The organism is Pseudomonas extremorientalis (assembly GCF_024584605.1).
Lineage (GTDB): Bacteria > Pseudomonadota > Gammaproteobacteria > Pseudomonadales > Pseudomonadaceae > Aquipseudomonas > Aquipseudomonas extremorientalis.
Genome location: NZ_CP089519.1, coordinates 2,883,688 through 2,901,921 on the forward strand (window position 1 = coordinate 2,883,688; position 18,234 = coordinate 2,901,921).

Consider the following 18,234-nt stretch of genomic DNA (forward strand, 5'->3'; position numbering starts at 1 on the left):
TTACTTCGGCATGGCCCAGGTTTGCAATTGATAGCCGCTCTTGTCCAGCTCGGCACGAGCCTGCAACAGCAAGTTTTCCAACTGAGTTGGATCGGAATAGACGCCGGCATCCAGTTGCTGGCTGCCGATGCGGGTATTGGTGCGGTCGATGACGCTCAGGCTGAGGGCGCCATTGCCGTCATGCCAGGCCACGCACTGAAAGGGTTGGAAAGCACGGTCTGCGATCAAAAGAGCTTCGTTGATGCGGAGCGGGGCGTTCATGTGGGTCGTCTCTCTAAATGCCCATTCAAGTGACTGCCGGCGGTTGGGCTGACCGTGCGGCGGGTTACTTGTACTGATGCACGATGGCGGGGTACGGGTCACATGTTAGAACAACTATTTTCGGATTTTAGTGATTGACGTCATGTAAGCGGCTGTTTTGAAAGCTGAATGAAAGTTTCCAAGGTTCGCAACTTTCTTCGTTGAAAACACCGACCAGTGGCTTTTTGCCCGCACTTATAGCGAAATCGTACAAGCGTCGCGTCAAGATCTTGCTAGGGTTACGAGCAGACGTCACAAACTGTTGTTTCTAAATAACTTTAACGATTTTGACGCCAAGGAACAGTCATGGGTATGCCTCCCGTTCAACGTCGGTTGCTAGTGGTTGATCCCTGTGACGATTGCCATGACCTGCTGCCCGGTTTGCGCGCGGCCGGCTGGGCGGTCGACAGTTGCCCGCTGGAAGGGGTCGGCGAGCGGTCCTGTGATGTCGGCCTGCTGCGCCTGCAACCCTCTCACCTGGAACGCCCCGAAGCGGTCAAGGAGTTGATTGGCCGCAGCGGCACCGAGTGGATTGCCGTGCTCAGCCCGGACGTACTGCGACTGCAGAACGTCGGTGATTTTGTCTGCGAGTGGTTTTTCGACTTCCATACCTTGCCCTTCGACGTCGCCCGGGTGCAGGTCACCCTGGGCCGTGCCTTTGGCATGGCGCGCTTGCGCGGCAAGGGCCACACCCTGGTGGATGAGCCTGAGCATGAGCTGCTGGGCGACAGCCGGGCGATCCGTGAACTGCGTAAATTGCTGTCCAAGCTGGCGCCCACCGAATCGCCGGTGTTGATCCGTGGCGACAGCGGCACGGGTAAAGAACTGGTGGCCAGGACGTTGCACCGCCAGTCCCAGCGCCATGCCAAGCCCTTTGTCGCGATCAACTGCGGGGCAATCCCGGAACACTTGATCCAGTCCGAATTGTTCGGCCATGAAAAGGGCGCGTTTACCGGCGCCCATCAGCGCAAGGTCGGGCGTATTGAAGCGGCCCACGGCGGCACGCTGTTCCTGGATGAGATCGGTGATTTGCCGATGGAACTGCAAGCCAACCTGCTGCGCTTTCTGCAGGAAAAACAGATCGAGCGCGTCGGTGGCAGCCAGCCCATTCCCGTGGATGTACGGGTGTTGGCCGCGACCCACGTCGACCTGGAGGCCGCAGTTGAAAGGGGCGCTTTTCGCGAAGACTTGTATTACCGGCTCAACGTCCTGCAAGTGGTGACGGCGCCGTTGCGCGAACGCCATGGCGACGTGGCGATGCTGGCCAACCATTTTTCGCGCTTTTACAGCCAGGAGACGGGCCGACGCCCGCGCAGTTTCAGCGAGAGTGCTCTGGTGGCCATGGCCAAGCACGCCTGGCCGGGCAATGTGCGCGAGCTGGCCAACCGCGTGCGCCGTGGCCTGGTACTGGCTGAAGGGCGCCAGATCGAAGCCGTTGATCTGGGATTGCAGAGTGAACAGGCAATTTCACCGCCGATGGCTACACTGGAAGACTACAAGCACCGCGCCGAACGCCAGGCGCTGTGCGATGTGCTCGACCGGCACAGCGACAACCTGAGTGTCGCCGCCCGTGTGCTGGGGGTTTCCCGGCCGACGTTCTACCGGTTGCTGCACAAACACCAGATCCGCTAGGGCGGGTAAACCGAAAAGCCCCGCAACGACCCTTATCGTTGCGGGGCTTTTCCTTGTGCTGCTGTGGCGAACGTGCTCGTTGTGGCGAGCGGGCTTGCCCCGCGTCGGGCTGCGAAGCAGCCCCCCGGCTCTCCCTAAAAGTAATACGGAAACTTCAAGCTGAACGTAAAGTCCGGCGCATCATCCGTCATCCCGATCGCCAGGTTCGGCACGATCGTCAGGTTATCCGACGCGGCAATGGTCATGCCCACGTTGAAGTAACCGGCGTTGGCATCGCTGGACACCACCGACTGCCAGTCCCCTCCGTTAGGCTTGAGCTTGCTCTTGCGCTGCACCAGATCGGAGACCGAGAACGACATACTCATCTTCTCGTTCAGGGCGAACGCGACGCCCACACCGAGTTGGAAACTGTCACCCAGGCTGACCTTGCCGCCGACTTTCTGGTTGACGTCGCTGCTGATGTCGTCAAACGACTCCTCGAAGTTATGGGTATAGGAGAACGAGCCAAACAGCACCGCAGGGTCGAAGGTCTTGACCAGCGAGATACCCGGGGTAATCGACCAGACACCATTACCCGTGGGCAGGTTTTCCGGTACATACAGGTTGTCGTTGGCAGTTGACCTGACCAGCTTGATGCCAAACGGTTCTTTGCCCGTTGGCGCCTTGACGCGCAGCGACACCACCGCATCCGGCAGGGTGGGGGTTTCGTCGAGGAACTTGTAGGCCACACCGAAGTTGACGTCGCCAATGGTCGGGTCACGGCTCACCGATTCTTCCGAGGTGGCGTTGGCATTGTTGCCGGCGCCGCCCGACTGGTAGGTCGACTCGCGGTACACCACCGGTACGTTCACATCGAACTGCCAGCGGTTGTCGACGTTGTAGCGCCCCGTCAGGTCCAGGGTCCAGTTATCCGACTTGATCCGGTCCAGGTTGATATTGCCCAGGAAGATCGAGTCCAGCGCCAGGAAGCCGTTTAGCGTCAGTTGGCGTGCATCGTAGCGCGCATAGGTGATGCCGGTTTCAAAGCTGAATTTGCCATTGCCGAAGAAGCCGCTGGCCTCGTTATAGAGGTTGCTCACGCTTTGCGCAGGCGCCGAATCGTCCTTGAGCGACTGCCCATAGGAGCTGCCGCCACCGCCCGCACCGCCGGAGGCCGCCGCCGCTCCCGTGCCTGCCACAGTGGCACCGCTGGCCTTTTGAAAGTCCGCCGGGGATTTGGCCAGGCGCTTGGGCGCGGGTGTCGCCGGCGTGTCCTCGACCTGGCGCACCCGTTGCTCCAACACCGCCAGGGCTTTCTGTTGCACTTCGTACCGCTGCTTGAGCTCCAGAAGTTCCTGCTTGAGGGCTTCGATATCGGCGTCTGGCGCGGCATACAACACGGATGCGGGCAAGAGCGTACTTAAACAGACCACCGCACGTAGCGATAACGATCGATGCATGAAATAAGCCGTCCTTTTGTAATGCGAAAGTGTCGAGGGTCAGCGTAGTTCAATAACCGAGAGTGCGTAGGCCTTTGAGTTGATCCAGATTGCAGTTCAACGCCGGGTTGTTCAATGCGTTATTCATGACCACGTTGAGTTGGGTCATGTTGTTGACGAAGTTACTGTTTCCAGTTAATACCGTGCCTTGCAGCAGCTGGCCGCCGCCAATCTGCTGGAGGCTGTTGCCTTGGTTATGATTGGCCTGGATCGCCATTTGCAAACCGCCATTGTTGGCCGATACGCTCACGCGGCCTGCCGCGCTGTCGCCGGTCACGGTACCGCCGGCCACCAGTACCTGTCCCGATTGCGCGGCATTGGAAGGTGCAAAGCCGTTTTCAGTGACGTTGATCCCGACATTGTTGTAGGCGGTGTTTTTGTCGCCGGCAGCACGCACGCTCTGGGTCACGCCGGTGCCGGTGCCCAGGCCGGCACCGCCAGTGACGTTACCGGTGCCGGTGTTCGGGTTGGTGCCATTCCCGGTCGAGCCGGTGGTCTGCACGTAGAACTGCGGTGTAATGGTCGATGAATCGACTTGCATGCTGGCCTTGCCGGTGAGGGTGTCGCCCACGGCATTGGTCCAGGTACTGCTCATGACAATACCGAAGCTGATGATCCGCCCCGGCATTACATAACGACCGCGCAATTCGGCCATTTCCGAATCCTTGAGTTCGATCGGCTTGAACGCCGATGAAGCATAAGCGGGCATTGAGGCTGCCAGACACAAGACCGTCAGCCAGCGGGAAGTGTTCATCTGCTGCTCCTGGAGCGTCCTGCCCCTTATTGTGCTTCTTAAAAGAAGTCGCTCTGGATGAAACCGAAGTCCATCAGTTCGGCATCGCCTACGGGCCTGAACTCATTCAGTTGGTTCTTGGCGGTCAGCGGTGTGGGCGGGTCGAGCAAGGCATTGGCCTTGTCGTAGCCTTCACCCAGCACGGCGAACACGATGCCGTTCCAACCCTTGACGAAGTCGTCGCGCGAATAGCGCTTGTGGCCCAGCACCGGGTCGCCGATATAGACCCAGTCCTTGTCGGCCCGCTGCAACACCACGAAGTGCTTGTAGCCACGAATCTCCAGCAGCACTACCACGGGGATTTTCACGGTCACCAGGGTGTCCGGCGAAATCTTGTAGCCCCGGGCACGCATGCCGATGCTTTCGAGGTAGCGCTTCATGTCCAGCATGGAAAAACCCTGGGTGCGAACCAGGTCCTGGTCGGCATTGACCAGCATGCCTTTGATCACGTGGTCTTCGTCGACGTCGAGCCAATAGCCCTGGCGCAGGATGGTGGCGAGTGCCGCGGCACCGCAGCTGAAATCGGTTTTCTGTTCCACCAGGTTGGCGAATTTGCGTTCACGGATGCTCTCGACCTTCTTGTAGATGACTGCACCGCCAGGCATGGCGGAGATCGCCATGGTGCCTGCCCAGGTCGGGCCGGTGAGCAGCATCAGCAGGGAAAGGGTCGCGAGGCGCATGATCGTATGACCTAGTAGACACCGGAAAAAGAAAGGGGCCTTGTTGCCAAGGCCCCGTTGGATCAGAAGCGCACGCCGCTGCCGCAAACGCTGCAGCCTTGGCCTACAGCGAGGCTGTTGCTGCCTTGGTTGCCGGCACCGGATTGCAGGTTCACACCTACGTTGCCGGAGTTGCGGTTAACCGAGTTGTCGAGGCTCGAGTTGTTGGAGACATACTGAGGTTTGCCGCCATAGCCATAGCCGTGGCTGGTAGCCGCCGTGTTGAGGTAGTTGTTGGCGAGCGAGTTTTGCTCGGTGTTGGCGGCCGCTGCGATGTTTTTGCCATCAGCAGTGGTGATTACCAGGTTGTTTTTAGCCTGGTTGCCTTGACCGGCTTGGCCGTTGTAACCCACGTTGCCGGAGTTACCGTTGATGCCGTTATCCACGGAGGCGTTGTTTTGAGTGCCTTTGTTGATGAAGTTGTTCAGCGCGCTGTTTTGGTTGACATCGACTACCGCGAAAACAGTAGCAAAGTCGCCCTTGGCGTTGGAGACCGCGCCAGAGTTGTCAGCCAGGTTGCCGCTGCCGGATTGAACGTTAACGCCGACGTTACCGCTGTTGCTGTTCACCGAATTATCGTTGGACGCGTTATTTTCGGTCTTGGTGTCATCGAACTTGTTGCCGATACTGTTTTGCACGTCCGTAACCACCGAGGCAACCACACCGGTAGGTTGAGGCGCAGGATGCCAGCCACCCCCTGCTTGAGCAGCAGCAGCCATGAGTGCAGCGAGCGCGAAAACCATTGGTTTCAGAGCCATTTGAGGTTTCATGGTGTTTCTCCTTGCTTCTAATTAGTTGGTTAAGTGTTGGTACGGTCTAACGTGTGCTACCAAGCGGTTACTTGATAGTGATGCCCAGGGTGTTAGCCACTCGGTTCCCCACCCCGGCACTCTGGTTCACCTGTATCACTCCTCGGCTGCCGGTGAAGGCCTGGTCGCTTGTCACGACCTGGCGGCTGCCAGTGGTGGGGGTGAGCCCTGAGTCGGTTGCCAGCGTCGTCGTGTTCTGTTGCAACAGGACGCTGTCGTCGATGGCTTGCGGGCCAGAATTGACGCTGATCCGCACGGCATTGACTGATTGGTTATTGGCCCCGGCGGACTGGTTGACGCCCAACATGCCGTTGCCATTGGTAAAAGAAGTGCCCTCGATCGCCGCCTTGGCGTTCAGGGAAGGGTCGACCTTGCCATCCATCCTCTGGGTATTGCCGGTGGTGGCCTGGCCGCCCAGCGTGACAGCGCGGTTGTTTGCCGTTTGCTGCTGGTTGCCCGCCGCCTGGTTGATCATCAGGTTGCCGGTGTAGTCCTTGCCGCTGTTGTTGATGACGGCGGTGTTGTCGGCCATGGCCACGGCGCTGCCCAGCAGGGCCAGAATGAACAGGGCGCGTTTCATGGTTTGCCACCCAGCATGCCGCCCAGATTGCTCAAGGGCGCCATGCCGCGCTGAATCGAATCGCTGATCTGCCCGCCCATGCTGCCGCTGCCGCCCGAGCGGCTGGCTGCTGCGCCGGCACCCAACGTGGACATACCGTTTTGCGTGGCGCTCAAGCCGGTGAGGTTGCTGTTGGGCTGGAGGGCGCGGGTAATGCCCAGGCCGCTGCTGACGCTACCGAAGTCACGGTCGCTCAGCTCGCCCGACAGGGCGCTGTTGATTTCTCGGCTGGGATTGGCGTTGGCGGTCTGGGGATAAGGGTCAGGACCAAAGGAGGAACGGCCATACATGTGGCCCTGTACGTTGCGGCCCGTCACGATCACGCCGTCACCTGCCAGGGCTGGAAGACTGATACTGGCGCTGAGTACACAGCTGGCCAGCAGTACGTTCATCGAACCTTGAGTGAATGTGATCACGGCGGCATTCCTTATTCTCAACGCTGACCCTAAACAACGTTGTCAGGGAAAGAGCAGAAGCCGTGCCGCTTTTGATTTATTACTGTTTTTCAAAGGCTTGCGATAACTGCAAGGCTAAATGATGGCCGTGCTGTATCAGCCATGAGACAACCGCCCTCGAAGGCCCGGCTATCCAGCCAGTGCACAACCGCTTCACCCCGTTGTATCAGCGCCGTAACACCGTGCATGACGAAACGATGAATCCGCTTTGCACGGGCGATCCAGGGACGGTGTGTGTAAAAAAAATGGACAGTGCGGGCGCAAGGATGCCTAAAGCACAACGCAACAGGCTCAGCCTTTGGGGGCTTTACGCGGAATGGAATTGAGGACGGGATTGCCGTCCTGGTTCTGGGTCAGGTAGACCGGCAGAACCTTGGGCAGGGAGGGCACGAGGTTGTTGACCTCGTTGATGTTGTAGATACCGCCGATGCGAATCGTGCCAGTGTTGGCGTCGGCCAGCATCACCGGTTTGCTGAGATAACGGTTGATCAGCGGCAATGCATCGGCCAGGGCCAGGTTGTCGAGGATCAGCTTGCCCTGGCGCCACGCCAGGGCCGAGTCATTGGGGCTGATTGCACGCACGCTCGGTGTGGCATCGCCCTGTTGATAGCTGGCCTGCATACCGGGGGTGAGGGGGACGCTGCCGTGCACCTGGTCGCTGCTGACCTGCACCGAGCCTTCCAGCAGCATCACCCGCACCTGGTCTTCATATTTCCAGACGTTGAACTGAGTGCCCGTGACGCGCACCTGGCCTGTGCCGGCGTGCACGATGAAAGGATGGGTACTGTCATGGCTGACCTTGAAAAACGCTTCGCCCTTGTTCAGCGTGACGCGGCGCTGGTCTTTGTAGTTGCTGTAGACCAGTTCGGTGCCCAGGTTGAGTTCCACCTGGCTGCCGTCGCCCAGGGTGACCTGGCGCAAGCCATTGGCAGCATCGAAGCGTTCATAGGAACTCGGCAGCCAGCCCGCTTCCCAGCCAGTGAAGGCGGCGAGGGGCAGGGCGGCCAGGCAGATGGCCGCTGCCACGGCATAGGTGCGCACCCGGCTGCGGGGTTTGGAGGGCACTGTTACCGGCGGGATGTCGCTGCGCGGCAGGTGGTCGGCGACGTCCCAGATCTCCAGCATCGCGGCGTATTCAAAGGCGTGCAGGGGGTGCGAATCATGCCATTGGGCAAAGGCCTGACGTTCGCCGGGCGTGCAATCGCTTGCATGCAGGCGCATGCACCAATGCGCGGCGGCGTCGGTGATGGCGTCATATTCGGCTTCTGAAAGGGACTTTTCGCTCATTAACTCATCCTGATTTCCAACATTCTAACCTCCCAAGGTGGACGGCGAGAACAGCCGTCATGGCGATTGCACATCAATTGGAACTTATTCTCGTTTGGCGCTACCTAAAAATATTCAGGACATTCCCACAATGGAGTACGAAGATGCTGAAGAAAACCTTAGTCGCCCTGTGTGCAACCACCGCCTTGCTCAGTGCAGGCGCTGCCTTGGCGGACAAGCCGGGCGCAGGCTGGATTACCATTGAAAAAGCCATCGAAGTAGCCAAGACCAAGGCCGGCTACATCGAGGTCTATTCGGCAGAAGCCGACAACGACGGCTATTGGGAAGTCAAAGGCCGCAAGTCCGATGGCACCGTGTATGAAGCCCGTATCGACGGCGCATCAGGCAACGTTCTGCGTGACCAGAAAGACTGATACATCCTCCAGGGGCCTGTTCAGGCCCCTGGCTCCAAGCGCCTTCCCAGATGAGTAATCAGAAAGGTCACCGAGTCGGCATTGGCCAGAATGATGTCCATCCGAAGGTCCGCATTGCTCATGAATGTCTGCCGCGCCTCATCCAATGTTCTGGCGCCCGTGAGGTGCAGTACCCTGTCGCGCAGTTTGGTGGAGCCGGTCTTGCCGAAGTCTTCCCAGCGTTGTTCTAGTGCATCCCAGCTCTTGAACAGCATCGTTGCGGGCGTGAGCGCGGAGAGGGCAGTGCTCTGCAAAGTGGACAGGCTCGTGTGCTTGCGCAAGCCCTCGGCCGTACCGCGATGGATCAGGTCCACGAACGGGCGGATGGTGTCCATGTAGGCAATGTCTTCGGTGTTCGACGCCAAGTGACTGATCTCATGGATAAGGGTAGCCGCCCGTGCATGATCCTCGAGATCGAACGGTACAGTGAGGTGCTCGCGGTATTGATCCATGCCGGTATTGAAAAAGCGATCCAGCAGGTAGATTTTCCGCTCTGCATCCTCAGGAATCACAAAAGCGATTTCGTCGTCGATGGGCCAGCGTGAAGTGCCGGTGACAAATCGATTGGAGTCCAGGGTGAGTAAATCCTGCCGGGTCATCTCCTCCATGACTTCCATGACCCGGTTGCGGATTTTCTCCACTTGCCCGGGGTTGAAATTCAGCAGGCCGAACATCTCGCTCAAGAAGCGACCGACAGTGGATTCGGTAAGGCGCTGCAGTGAAAACTCCGCAAGGTTGCGCTGGCAGGTATTGGTGTAATACAGCGCAACGTTGAGTGCGCGGTCGATAGACAGCCCTTTGTCACGATCAAGCCCGCGAATGGCCGGCATGCCGACAGCCTCGATATTGATGGCGTCGCGTTCTGATAGATGGGTGCTGACCCGGTCCCTGATACGGGACACGGTTGGCCCGAAGCGCGGCTCGCGCATGGACAGATCGAACACCCACTGACCCTGTGCGTTGCGTTCGACAAAGGGCCCCAGTTCCCGAGCAAGGCTGACTCGCCATTGTGTGCCGCTGCGGGCGACCGGGTAGACTCGGCCGGCCACGGGCACATAGGTGCGGCTGTTGATCGGCTGGGTGTACACGTGGTTCTGGCGGTCGAGTGACAAATCGGTCAATGCCACCGTGACGTCTTCGAACCGCCGTAACCGAGTGCGCAATGGGTCCGTGATGTCCAGGGTTTCTAAGGTGGTGGCAGGTACCGGGCCTTCCCAGGTCTTGGGTGGCTGCGTGTCAGTCTCAGCCGCGGTCACACCGTCGAGCTCTTGGCGCAGCGACGCCATTGAAGCCACACCTTGGATAAACAGGCGCAGACCGGCGCCAAAGTGCTGCTCTTGCAAATTCTCGGCGGAGGCTTCAAACAGCCTGAAGCTACGCCAGACCACCAGCGGAAACTTGAGTTTGCCCGCAATGAATTGCAGTCCCATGGGAATGCCTTTACGTACAAGGCTGGTTACGCCCTCCCACAGATGCTTGCCCTCTTTGGTGAATTGGTTGGAAAGCATGTTGATCAACTGGAGGGCATTGTCATGAAACAGCAGTCGCAGCAGGTTGCCTCTGATCGGATTCGAAGCCAGGCTGATGTTTTCTTTTTCTTTTTCTTTTTCTTTTTCTTTTTCCTGCGAGTTCGACGCTTCGAACAGATTGCGCCATGTTGCCTGTTCGGGATCCCCCATTTGGCTGATGATCCAGGCCTGAAGTGGGCCTGGGCGGCTGATGTCATCCAGCAATTTTTCTTCGTCGCCGTATTCCTTCAAAACGCTCAACGGGGCATAGGGTGCGTAGAGCACCAATGGCCCGCTTGTTCCGGCCTTTGCGCCTATCACATAAACGCCAGGCACCCTGGCCGGAGTCGCCCCGCGGGTGGCAATCAGTTCCAGCGGACGGATCATTGCGGTGGCGCCGCTGACAGCTTCCCGGGCAACGGCATCTGGCATATCGAAAATCTGTTGGATAAAACCCCACGCCGTCGTGCTCAGGCGTTCCGCCAGCTTTTCCTCGTGGGCATGCAGCAGTACTTGCCACGGAAGCTGCTGGCAGAACAGCTCGCGGCGTTTGCGCGCATCCTCGGTGTCAGCTGTCAGGTGGGTGGTCAACAGGTCGCGGTAGATTTTCCCGATGTCCAATTGGCGTACCAATTGGACGATCGCTTCGCCATTCAATGCGGCGGGCAAGGGTGTTGTGCCGCGTGCGTGCGGTGTGAGGTTATCGGGCTGCAGGTCGGGCAAATGGCGCAGGGCAAACTCAGTCAGGCTTTGGGTGTGCCCATTGAGTGCCAAGCGTGCCGGGATCAGAATGTCGTCCGGGGACAATGCCTGGTGTGGGAAGCGCGCGTTGAGCAGGGCGGTCAATGTTTCAGCGACCTGTTCCTCCAGAAGCGGCAGGCTATGAAGGTAATCTTGGTTATCCGGGGCGCTGAGACGATATTGCTCGAGCAGTTCGGCATGCAGCAACTGATCTTTTGGCGACGCCATGCCCAGCCAGGCAGGCAGGCCTTGCTGTTGGATCATGGCATTGGCAATGGCTTTCGCCCTGCCGATATTTGACGGTGCCACACGGCCCATCTCGGCATCCAGGCAGTCCTGCAACTGGATCGGTCCCAGAGGCATGGCGAGCCAGTAGTCGAGGGTATCCAGATGATGCACCAGGTGGCTCTTTTGGCGGTTGAGTAAAAAATGCTCGTCAATACGCTGCAATGGGCCCAGTCGGTATCGCTGGTGCGGGGAGCGCAGGCTGATGGGCAAGTTCTGCAGCAGGGCGGTGCGTCGGCCAGGGTGTTCCAGGCGCTGTTGAAGCCGGTTGCGCAGGCTGGTCAGCGAGTCGAAGGCTTCATGGCCGCGCTGCGGCGTCCACAGCACGACTGCACCGGAGAGGCGCGGGTCCAGTCCGCCCCGTTCCGTCAGCACAAAACAGTTGGCCAGGGGGTGAACCGGCTTGTCACCGTTGATGCTGACCGTGACCTCGAAAACATCCGGCAAGAAACCGTGCAATCCATGGCGTTTATCGCGGGTCATGCTGTCGCGACGCAAGACCGTATCCAGCATCGCGTAAGGGGTTTGGCCCAAGGTGTTGTTGAGCCGCCGTAGCTCTGCCTCACTGCGCAGGCCGTGGAGGAGGCTTGCGATCATTTGATCACCATGGTTTTTCATGAATCGCCCGGGCAACGAACGTACGTCGCGTTTGACGAAGTAGGCGGTGGTCTGCGTGATCACTGCATTGAAAATATGGCTGTTGAGGTTGTTCAAGCTCAAGGCTGCGCCGTCGCGCCGCGCGCCGTAAAAACCGATGCGCGGTGAGCTGCCTATATCCGCGGCGGCGTTGGCCAGGCGCTTGATGAAGTGCTCGACCAAGTTGACCGATGACTGCGGCAGTCGCTCTTCCCTGTCCTGCGCCTCGCTGGGGTAGGTATTGACGTAGACGTCGCTGGCATCCAGGCCCAGATGGCGCTTATTCATTTCCTCATTGAGGGCTTTGGTGGCCAGGCTACGCAGCGTCGGGTGAGTGGCCCGTGCGGCCAGCAAGGCGTTTTCATCGGTCTGCAGTGCTTGGAGTTGCAGTTTGGCGCGTTCTGCCTGCACGGTGGATGGCCGGCCGTTTCCGCTGCTGACAGGGTGCATGCTCCAGCGTCCGCTGGCGTCGAGGTCCAGCAGGCGGCTGTCGAGCATCTGGCGGATGTCCAGGGAGCAATCGAGCAAAGCGGCCAGGTCCACGGTGCCCTCGCTGCGGCGGAATTGCGTCAGTGCATGCTCCAGGTTGCTCAGTTGCTTGTCTTGAATGTCTGTGAGCATCCCACCGAACACACTGCCCTGTGTCGCCCGCCCGCTAACCTGTACGCCACGCATGGCGAGGTAAATGCTGCGCTCCTCCAGGGAGAGGAAGTTCAACAATTCGTCTTGATGCCCGGCGGCCTTGAGCATGCTCAACAGCGTGTCGTTCAGGTCGTCGACATCCTTGAGCACCTGCAGCCCGCGTGATTGGGTGTACAGGTAGGCGTGCTCGTCACTGATCAACAATGTGGCGGCAAGCTCCACGTGATGTTGATAGGGCGCATGGATGCTGATTTTTTCGATGCGCAAGCCTTTTTGCCACGCGTTGCGCTCAGCCTCGTCGGGGAGGAAGACGGCGAGCAGTCGGTAGGCGTTGTCTGAGGACAAAATGTCGCTTTGTGACTGGCGCTTGAGCAGCATGTCCAGGCGGAACTTGTCGCTCATGATTTGAGTAAACAAATCCAGGCGTGACATGTTCTGGCTGACGGGGGCATTCCACCAGGTTTGCAGCAGGGCGCTCAGCAGCTTGGAGAAGATTGCGCTGGCTTGCTGAACCAGGCTTTCCCAGCGTTGCAGGTCTTGTTGATGCTGGGCCGCGCTGAACCGGCTGGTGTCATGCCTGGGGTTGACGAAAGTGCGTGTGCGCTGCGCCGGCCAATCGTGCCTGGCGTAGTACTGCAGCAAGGTTTCAGCCAGGGTGGCCGAAGCCACCCAGTGGGAAGTGCTCCCGGGAATGTCCGGGGTTGATGAGACGAAACTGTTGACCCGCGTGTCTTTGAGCTTGAGCCCTTGAAAGTGTGGGCTCGCTGCCCCGACAAGGTCGAGGACCGCTTCCAGCAGGTCGGGCAGCGTCGGCAGGGTTTGCAGTTCTTTCAACGCCCACTGCAGATCCTGGGTCTGGTTGGCACGCAGGGTGTTTTGCTGGTCTTCGAATACCGCGTGTTCAACCGTGGCGGTGCTGAGCGTGAAGGGGTTGCCGGGGTTGAACTGGTTGCGCCATTCAATAGGTACAAACCTGATTAAATCAAGGTATGAGGTTGGGTCTTTGAGTCGCCGGGTTATCTCATCCAGGCAGTCCTTGCGCTGATTGAATACCTCGATACCGGCATAGGGGGTGTAGAGCGCAGTCTTTTTCTCTTCGGGGCTCGAACTCATCATGAACGCACCGGCGAGCGCGACTGCACGCTTGCCGCGCCTTTTCAACATCAGGGTTTCCACGGTCATCGGCGCGTCACGATTATAGCGCCCGACATGGGTGGCGCCGTACACCGTACTCAGCCAATTGACATCCTTGAGTGTCAAACCCAGCGCCCGCTCTCGGTCGGTTGGGTGTTTTCTCGAAACCGGACGCAGGTACTCATCAAAAAAATACGGGGGATCTACATGGGCCATGAGCTGCTCTCTGTAAGGGCCTGGGGATGGCAACGATGATGAGCAGCACGTTAGGGGCAAAGGGTGCGATGACTGCGGTACATAACTGATCGGAGACGGCCATGCCGATAAAGTCGATTGACAGCAGGCCGTCGGCGCGTTGTTTAATCATGGTCTTTCGTCTTGTTGCGCCTTCCAATCATAAAATCGGAGCTTCAGATGTCTACGCCGTCCAACGTCGTTGAGGGTTCCCGCGTCACGGTCGCTTTCGCTGAACTGGTCGCGCTGTTGCAAGAGGTGTTCGTACGGCACGGTACGTCCCTTGAAGTCGCGGCGATCCTCGCCCACAACTGTGCCAGTGCTGAACGCGATGGCGCCCACAGCCATGGCATTTTCCGTATTCCCGGCTACATCAGCACCCTGGCCAGTGGCTGGGTAAATGGCAAGGCCGTGCCCCAGGTGACGGATGTCGCCTCAGGGTTTGTGCGCGTGGACGCCGCCAACGGCTTTGCCCAGCCGGCGCTCGAAGCCGCACGTGCGCTGCTGGTGGAGAAAGCCCGCAGTGCCGGCATTGCCCTGCTGGCGATCCATAACTCCCACCACTTCGCCGCCCTGTGGCCGGATGTCGAGCCGTTCGCCGAAGAAGGCCTGGTGGCCCTTAGCGTGGTCAACAGCATGACCTGCGTGGTGCCCCATGGCGCCGACCGCCCGTTGTTCGGCACCAACCCCATCGCCTTTGCCGCGCCTCGCGCCGATGGCTTGCCGATTGTGTTTGACCTGGCCACCAGCGCCATCGCCCACGGTGATGTTCAGATCGCTGCGCGCAAAAGCGAGCGCCTGCCGCCGGGCATGGGCGTCGACAGCCTGGGCCAGCCGACCCAGGACCCCAAGGCGATCCTCGAGGGCGGCGCACTCCTGCCGTTTGGCGGGCACAAAGGGTCGGCGTTATCGATGATGGTCGAACTGCTGGCAGCAGCGTTGACCGGCGGCAATTTCTCGTTCGAGTTCAATTGGGCCGATCATCCGGGGGCGCGCACACCCTGGACCGGCCAACTGTTGATCGTGATCGACCCGAGCAAGACCGCCGGGCAAGCGTTTGCCGAGCGCAGCCAGGAGCTGGTGCGGCAGATGCATGCGGTAGGGTTGCGGCGTTTACCGGGGGATAGGCGCCATCGCACACGGGCGAAGTCGCAGGAGCAGGGGATCGAAGTCGATCGCAAAGAGTTGGAGCACTTGCGGGAAATCGCGCAAGGTTGAACAGGGCTGCGCCGCTGGCGCAGCCCCTGTAGCCGCTTAGTTGCGACGACCGAGCAGCAGGCCGACCACCAGGCCGAAGCCTGCGGAAATCGCCACGGTCTGCCATGGGTGGCCACCGATGTAGGTTTCGGTGGCATCCACCACCGGCTTGCTGCGCTCGCGCACGTTGGACACCGAGTCCAAGGCTTGCTTGAGCTTGATGGCGACCTGCTCGCGCAGGGTTTCGCCTTCTTCGCCTACCAGGGAAGCGCTGCTCTTGAGCAGTTTGTCCGATTCTTCGATCAGCGCGGTGAGTTCGCTGAAGGCTTGGTCCTTGATTTGGTCTTCGACGGCTTGGGCAGCGGTTTTGCGGGCCATTGTGTGACTCCTTGCGAGTGAATGTGGCAGTGAACAATGGAGTGTTGCCCAGCGGCAAAAGTTGCAGTTTTTTTGCCTGTGCCTGTTCTTGAGCAAAATCCGAATCAGGAAATTTCGACCTACAGTGTAAGATGTAGCCTATTTGTGCAGCAGGTAATTCAACATGAGCTTCAATCTCGCCAACAAGACCCTCGCCGAACGCGCCGAGCTGGAAGATGAAAAGTCCCGCCTCTACGACCTGTGGCAGACCAACCTGGGCAAAGCCAAGGGCGAAGCTGCACGCTTGTTCGGTGAGCGCGCCAAGCGCAAGGGCAAGTGGGCCGAATGGGTTCGCGCAGAGCTTGACGGCATGTCGCCGCCGGAGTTTTCCAACATGGTGCGCAGCGAAGTCAACAAGCTGATGGCGGCCAGCAAGTAAAGCCCGCCACGATGGCTTCACGTACTTTCAACAACAGCGGATCCAGCTGCGCCTGGGTGCGCCAGCCCAGCTCCACCGGGTAGCGCGGCAGTGCCAGCGGGCAGGGCAATACGCGCAGGCCGGTCATCTCGGCAATGGCCTGGGCCGCATGCCCTGGAATGGTCGCCACGGCTTGGCTGCCCTTGAGCAAAAAGGGCAGTGCGGCAAAGTGGCTGGTCGACGCGCACACTTGGCGGCTCAGGCCCTGCGCCGCCAGGCCTTCGTCGGTGATGCCGATAAACCCGCCTGACGACACCAAAATGTGCTCACGCGTGACGAACTCGTCCAGGCTGATGTGTGCCTGGTCCGAATCCACCAGGCAACGATAATCACCTTCCCCCAGCACCTGGCGGCTCAGCCTGCCCTGGGCAAAACCGCCGGCGGTGATTGCCAGGTCCAGGGTGCGGTCGAGCAGGGCGCCGGCGACGATCTGGCTGTGGGTCTGACGGAAAATCACCCGCAGTTTGGGCGCACGTTGTGCAATCGCTTCGATCAATCGGCGGCCGTAGGCCAGCTCGAAATCATCGGATAACCCCAGCACCACTGAGCGGCCCTGATACTGCTGGTTATCCGGGTTGACCATTGCCAGGCTCTGCCGACAGCGGTCCAGCGCCTCACTGATCACCGGTTTCAACTGGTTGGCCCGCAACGTCGGCGCCAGGCCGCGCCCGGTACGCACGAACAATTGATCCCCATACACCTCGCGCAAGCGCCGCAACCCCGCGCTGATCGCCGATTGCGTGACGCCAAGGCGCAAGGCTGCGCGACTGGCGCTGGACTCGTCGTGCAATGCTTCGAAGGTTTTCAGCAGGTTGAGATCGACCTGGTCGATATTTATTTGGCTCATATCATTCAGCACTGAAGTGGGCTTTATTCATGATCGAGGCTGGCGGGAGAATGGGCAACCCCCTTTACCTGGAGTGATCGTGATGCCTGTTTCTACTGTGGCGGCCCTGCAAATCGGTTCCTTGCCCGGCGGCAAGGGTGAAACCCTGGCGCAAATCCTGAGTTATGAGGACCAGATCCTGCGCAGCGGCGCGCAATTGGTGGTGATGCCTGAAGCGCTGCTGGGTGGTTATCCCAAGGGCGAGGCGTTCGGCACACAGTTGGGTTACCGCCTGCCGGAAGGCCGCGAAGCCTTCGCCCGTTACGTTGCCAATGCCATCGATGTCCCAGGTGTGGAAACCGAGGCACTGGCCGGCTTGTCCGCACGTACCGGCGCCAGCCTGGTGCTCGGCGTGATCGAGCGCAGTGGCAGCACCCTGTATTGCACGGTGCTGTACTTCGAGCCGGCGGGTGGCCTAGTGGCCAAGCACCGCAAGTTGATGCCCACCGGCACCGAACGGCTGATCTGGGGCAAGGGCGACGGTTCGACGCTGCCGGTGATCGACACCGCAGTGGGCCGTGTCGGCGGGGCAGTGTGCTGGGAAAACATGATGCCGCTGCTGCGTACGGCGATGTATGCCAAGGGCGTGGAAGTGTGGTGCGCGCCGACGGTGGATGAGCGCGAGATGTGGCAGGTGAGCATGCGTCATGTGGCGCATGAAGGGCGTTGCTTTGTGGTCAGCGCGTGCCAGGTGCAGGCCTCGCCCGAGGCGTTGGGGGTCGAGATCGCCAACTGGCCGGCAGACCGCCCGTTGATCGCGGGCGGCAGCGTGATTGTCGGGCCGATGGGCGACATTCTCGCCGGACCATTGCTGGGAGAAGCCGGGCTGCTGACGGCGCAAATCAATACGGATGACTTGGTGCGCGCGCGGTATGACTATGACGTGGTGGGGCACTACGCCCGACCGGATGTCTTTGAATTGGTAGTGGACGAACGCGCCAAGCCCGGCGTGCGCTACCTGACGGATTGAGCAAAATCCTGTGGCGAGCGGGCTTGCCCCGCGTTGGGTGGCGAAGCCGCCCTGAAGCCAGCGACCGTTTTTGTCTGACACTGTGTGGAGCCTGGGCTGGGGCTGCTACGCAGCCCAACGCGGGGCACGCCCGCTCGCCACAAGTGAGCCGCGTCAATTACCAGGTGGCGGTATTGGGCAAGTCCAGCGTGCCACGGTCCACAAAGCGCATCGTACCGAACAGCCCACCCGCCAGTTTGCCCCGCAGCACGTAGGGCAGGTTGTTCAGGCTCTGGGTCTGGCTCAGGCCCAGGGTCTGACGCAACACGGAAAACGCCGAAACACTTACCGGCACCATCAGGACCGTCTCGGAAAAACGCGGGATGGAGCCGCTCTGGTCACTCACCCCCGACGCCAACGGTCGGCCATTGACCTCCAGGTCCAGGGCCACGCCGTTGTAGTCGATCGCCGTTTCATTGGGGTTCTGCACCCGCAGTTTCACGGCGAAGCGCACTTCCAGGTCCTGGCTTTGCAGGGGCTCGATGCCCACTACGTTGATGTTCACCGGATCACGGTTGGGGAACAGCGCACAGGCGCTCAAGGTCAGCAGCAACAGCGATAGAACCATGAGCCTGCGCATACA

At 59.9% G+C, this 18,234-nt stretch carries 17 protein-coding genes; 5 read left to right on the forward strand and 12 right to left on the reverse strand.

What is annotated here, in order from left to right; translation table 11 throughout:
- Nucleotides 1–261 carry a hypothetical protein gene (locus tag LUU92_RS12850; RefSeq protein WP_071490646.1) on the reverse strand — a complete coding sequence of 87 codons (261 nt, stop codon included), beginning with the start codon at nt 259–261 and terminating at the stop codon, nt 1–3.
- 345 nt (nt 262–606) lie between these two features.
- Here LUU92_RS12850 and LUU92_RS12855 point away from each other — a divergent pair, with 345 nt between their 5' ends.
- Complete coding sequence (locus LUU92_RS12855; protein WP_222539893.1) at nt 607–1,932, forward strand: sigma-54 dependent transcriptional regulator; 1,326 nt, start codon at nt 607–609, stop codon at nt 1,930–1,932.
- A gap of 134 nt (nt 1,933–2,066) precedes the next feature.
- Here LUU92_RS12855 and fapF read toward each other — a convergent pair whose 3' ends face one another.
- The 7 genes from fapF to LUU92_RS12890 all read right to left on the reverse strand — a co-directional run bounded on the left by fapF (nt 2,067) and on the right by LUU92_RS12890 (nt 8,092).
- Nucleotides 2,067–3,371, reverse strand: a complete 1,305-nt coding sequence (fapF, locus tag LUU92_RS12860) for a fibril amyloid transporter FapF (RefSeq protein ID WP_257103740.1) — start codon at nt 3,369–3,371, stop codon at nt 2,067–2,069.
- A gap of 49 nt (nt 3,372–3,420) precedes the next feature.
- Entirely contained in the window at nt 3,421–4,164 is a 744-nt protein-coding gene (gene fapE, locus LUU92_RS12865) for a fibril amyloid subunit FapE (protein ID WP_071490643.1), read from the reverse strand.
- Between the two features lie 38 nt (nt 4,165–4,202).
- The gene (gene fapD / locus LUU92_RS12870) at nt 4,203–4,883 is read right to left on the reverse strand and encodes a fibril amyloid maturation endopeptidase FapD (RefSeq protein WP_071490642.1); all 681 of its coding nucleotides are present in this window, start codon (nt 4,881–4,883) and stop codon (nt 4,203–4,205) included.
- A 62-nt stretch (nt 4,884–4,945) separates the two neighbouring features.
- Nucleotides 4,946–5,692 (reverse strand): amyloid-like fimbrin subunit FapC, encoded by a 747-nt coding sequence (fapC, locus tag LUU92_RS12875; RefSeq protein WP_257103741.1) that lies wholly within the window; start codon nt 5,690–5,692, stop codon nt 4,946–4,948.
- Nucleotides 5,693–5,759: 67 nt separating this feature from the next.
- The gene (gene fapB / locus LUU92_RS12880) at nt 5,760–6,311 is read right to left on the reverse strand and encodes a fibril amyloid subunit FapB (protein ID WP_071490640.1); all 552 of its coding nucleotides are present in this window, start codon (nt 6,309–6,311) and stop codon (nt 5,760–5,762) included.
- Entirely contained in the window at nt 6,308–6,766 is a 459-nt protein-coding gene (fapA, locus tag LUU92_RS12885) for a fibril amyloid chaperone protein FapA (protein ID WP_500809264.1), read from the reverse strand. Before fapA ends, fapB begins: the two co-directional genes overlap by 4 nt.
- A 330-nt stretch (nt 6,767–7,096) precedes the next feature.
- Nucleotides 7,097–8,092, reverse strand: coding sequence for a FecR family protein (locus LUU92_RS12890; RefSeq protein ID WP_071490639.1), 996 nt, complete (start codon nt 8,090–8,092; stop codon nt 7,097–7,099).
- 143 nt (nt 8,093–8,235) lie between these two features.
- On the opposite strand from LUU92_RS12890, the gene LUU92_RS12895 reads away from it, so the two are divergent.
- Nucleotides 8,236–8,505: a PepSY domain-containing protein gene (locus LUU92_RS12895; protein ID WP_222539889.1), complete on the forward strand. Its 270-nt coding sequence runs from the start codon at nt 8,236–8,238 to the stop codon at nt 8,503–8,505.
- 20 nt (nt 8,506–8,525) lie between these two features.
- Here the strand turns inward: LUU92_RS12895 and LUU92_RS12900 are convergent, their stop codons facing one another.
- Nucleotides 8,526–13,616, reverse strand: coding sequence for a dermonecrotic toxin domain-containing protein (locus LUU92_RS12900; protein ID WP_306459266.1), 5,091 nt, complete (start codon nt 13,614–13,616; stop codon nt 8,526–8,528).
- Between the two features lie 288 nt (nt 13,617–13,904).
- On the opposite strand from LUU92_RS12900, the gene LUU92_RS12905 reads away from it, so the two are divergent.
- Nucleotides 13,905–14,942, forward strand: a complete 1,038-nt coding sequence (locus LUU92_RS12905) for an Ldh family oxidoreductase (RefSeq protein ID WP_257103743.1) — start codon at nt 13,905–13,907, stop codon at nt 14,940–14,942.
- 36 nt (nt 14,943–14,978) lie between these two features.
- Here the strand turns inward: LUU92_RS12905 and LUU92_RS12910 are convergent, their stop codons facing one another.
- Nucleotides 14,979–15,299 (reverse strand): ElaB/YgaM/YqjD family protein, encoded by a 321-nt coding sequence (locus tag LUU92_RS12910; RefSeq protein WP_016979401.1) that lies wholly within the window; start codon nt 15,297–15,299, stop codon nt 14,979–14,981.
- 163 nt (nt 15,300–15,462) lie between these two features.
- Here LUU92_RS12910 and LUU92_RS12915 point away from each other — a divergent pair, with 163 nt between their 5' ends.
- Complete coding sequence (locus LUU92_RS12915; RefSeq protein ID WP_071490635.1) at nt 15,463–15,717, forward strand: hypothetical protein; 255 nt, start codon at nt 15,463–15,465, stop codon at nt 15,715–15,717.
- Here LUU92_RS12915 and LUU92_RS12920 read toward each other — a convergent pair.
- Complete coding sequence (locus LUU92_RS12920; protein ID WP_222539887.1) at nt 15,689–16,603, reverse strand: LysR family transcriptional regulator; 915 nt, start codon at nt 16,601–16,603, stop codon at nt 15,689–15,691. The genes LUU92_RS12915 and LUU92_RS12920 overlap by 29 nt on opposite strands.
- A gap of 82 nt (nt 16,604–16,685) precedes the next feature.
- Here LUU92_RS12920 and LUU92_RS12925 point away from each other — a divergent pair, with 82 nt between their 5' ends.
- Nucleotides 16,686–17,612, forward strand: a complete 927-nt coding sequence (locus LUU92_RS12925; protein ID WP_257103744.1) for a carbon-nitrogen hydrolase family protein — start codon at nt 16,686–16,688, stop codon at nt 17,610–17,612.
- Between the two features lie 157 nt (nt 17,613–17,769).
- Here LUU92_RS12925 and LUU92_RS12930 read toward each other — a convergent pair whose 3' ends face one another.
- The gene (locus LUU92_RS12930) at nt 17,770–18,231 is read right to left on the reverse strand and encodes an LEA/WHy family protein (RefSeq protein WP_071490632.1); all 462 of its coding nucleotides are present in this window, start codon (nt 18,229–18,231) and stop codon (nt 17,770–17,772) included.
- Nucleotides 18,232–18,234 lie beyond the last annotated feature (3 nt).

What these genes read in the sequence shown, in the direction of transcription:
- LUU92_RS12855 (WP_222539893.1), top strand. Translation starts at nt 607, where the DNA reads ATGGGTATGCCTCCCGTTCAACGTCGGTTGCTAGTGGTTGATCCCTGT.
- LUU92_RS12905 (WP_257103743.1), top strand. Translation starts at nt 13,905, where the DNA reads ATGTCTACGCCGTCCAACGTCGTTGAGGGTTCCCGCGTCACGGTCGCT.
- LUU92_RS12890 (WP_071490639.1), bottom strand. Translation starts at nt 8,092, where the DNA reads ATGAGCGAAAAGTCCCTTTCAGAAGCCGAATATGACGCCATCACCGAC.
- LUU92_RS12910 (WP_016979401.1), bottom strand. Translation starts at nt 15,299, where the DNA reads ATGGCCCGCAAAACCGCTGCCCAAGCCGTCGAAGACCAAATCAAGGAC.
- LUU92_RS12915 (WP_071490635.1), top strand. Translation starts at nt 15,463, where the DNA reads ATGAGCTTCAATCTCGCCAACAAGACCCTCGCCGAACGCGCCGAGCTG.
- LUU92_RS12930 (WP_071490632.1), bottom strand. Translation starts at nt 18,231, where the DNA reads ATGCGCAGGCTCATGGTTCTATCGCTGTTGCTGCTGACCTTGAGCGCC.
- fapD (WP_071490642.1), bottom strand. Translation starts at nt 4,883, where the DNA reads ATGCGCCTCGCGACCCTTTCCCTGCTGATGCTGCTCACCGGCCCGACC.
- LUU92_RS12895 (WP_222539889.1), top strand. Translation starts at nt 8,236, where the DNA reads ATGCTGAAGAAAACCTTAGTCGCCCTGTGTGCAACCACCGCCTTGCTC.
- fapC (WP_257103741.1), bottom strand. Translation starts at nt 5,692, where the DNA reads ATGAAACCTCAAATGGCTCTGAAACCAATGGTTTTCGCGCTCGCTGCA.
- fapE (WP_071490643.1), bottom strand. Translation starts at nt 4,164, where the DNA reads ATGAACACTTCCCGCTGGCTGACGGTCTTGTGTCTGGCAGCCTCAATG.
- LUU92_RS12925 (WP_257103744.1), top strand. Translation starts at nt 16,686, where the DNA reads ATGCCTGTTTCTACTGTGGCGGCCCTGCAAATCGGTTCCTTGCCCGGC.
- LUU92_RS12850 (WP_071490646.1), bottom strand. Translation starts at nt 261, where the DNA reads ATGAACGCCCCGCTCCGCATCAACGAAGCTCTTTTGATCGCAGACCGT.
- fapF (WP_257103740.1), bottom strand. Translation starts at nt 3,371, where the DNA reads ATGCATCGATCGTTATCGCTACGTGCGGTGGTCTGTTTAAGTACGCTC.
- LUU92_RS12920 (WP_222539887.1), bottom strand. Translation starts at nt 16,603, where the DNA reads ATGAGCCAAATAAATATCGACCAGGTCGATCTCAACCTGCTGAAAACC.
- fapB (WP_071490640.1), bottom strand. Translation starts at nt 6,311, where the DNA reads ATGAAACGCGCCCTGTTCATTCTGGCCCTGCTGGGCAGCGCCGTGGCC.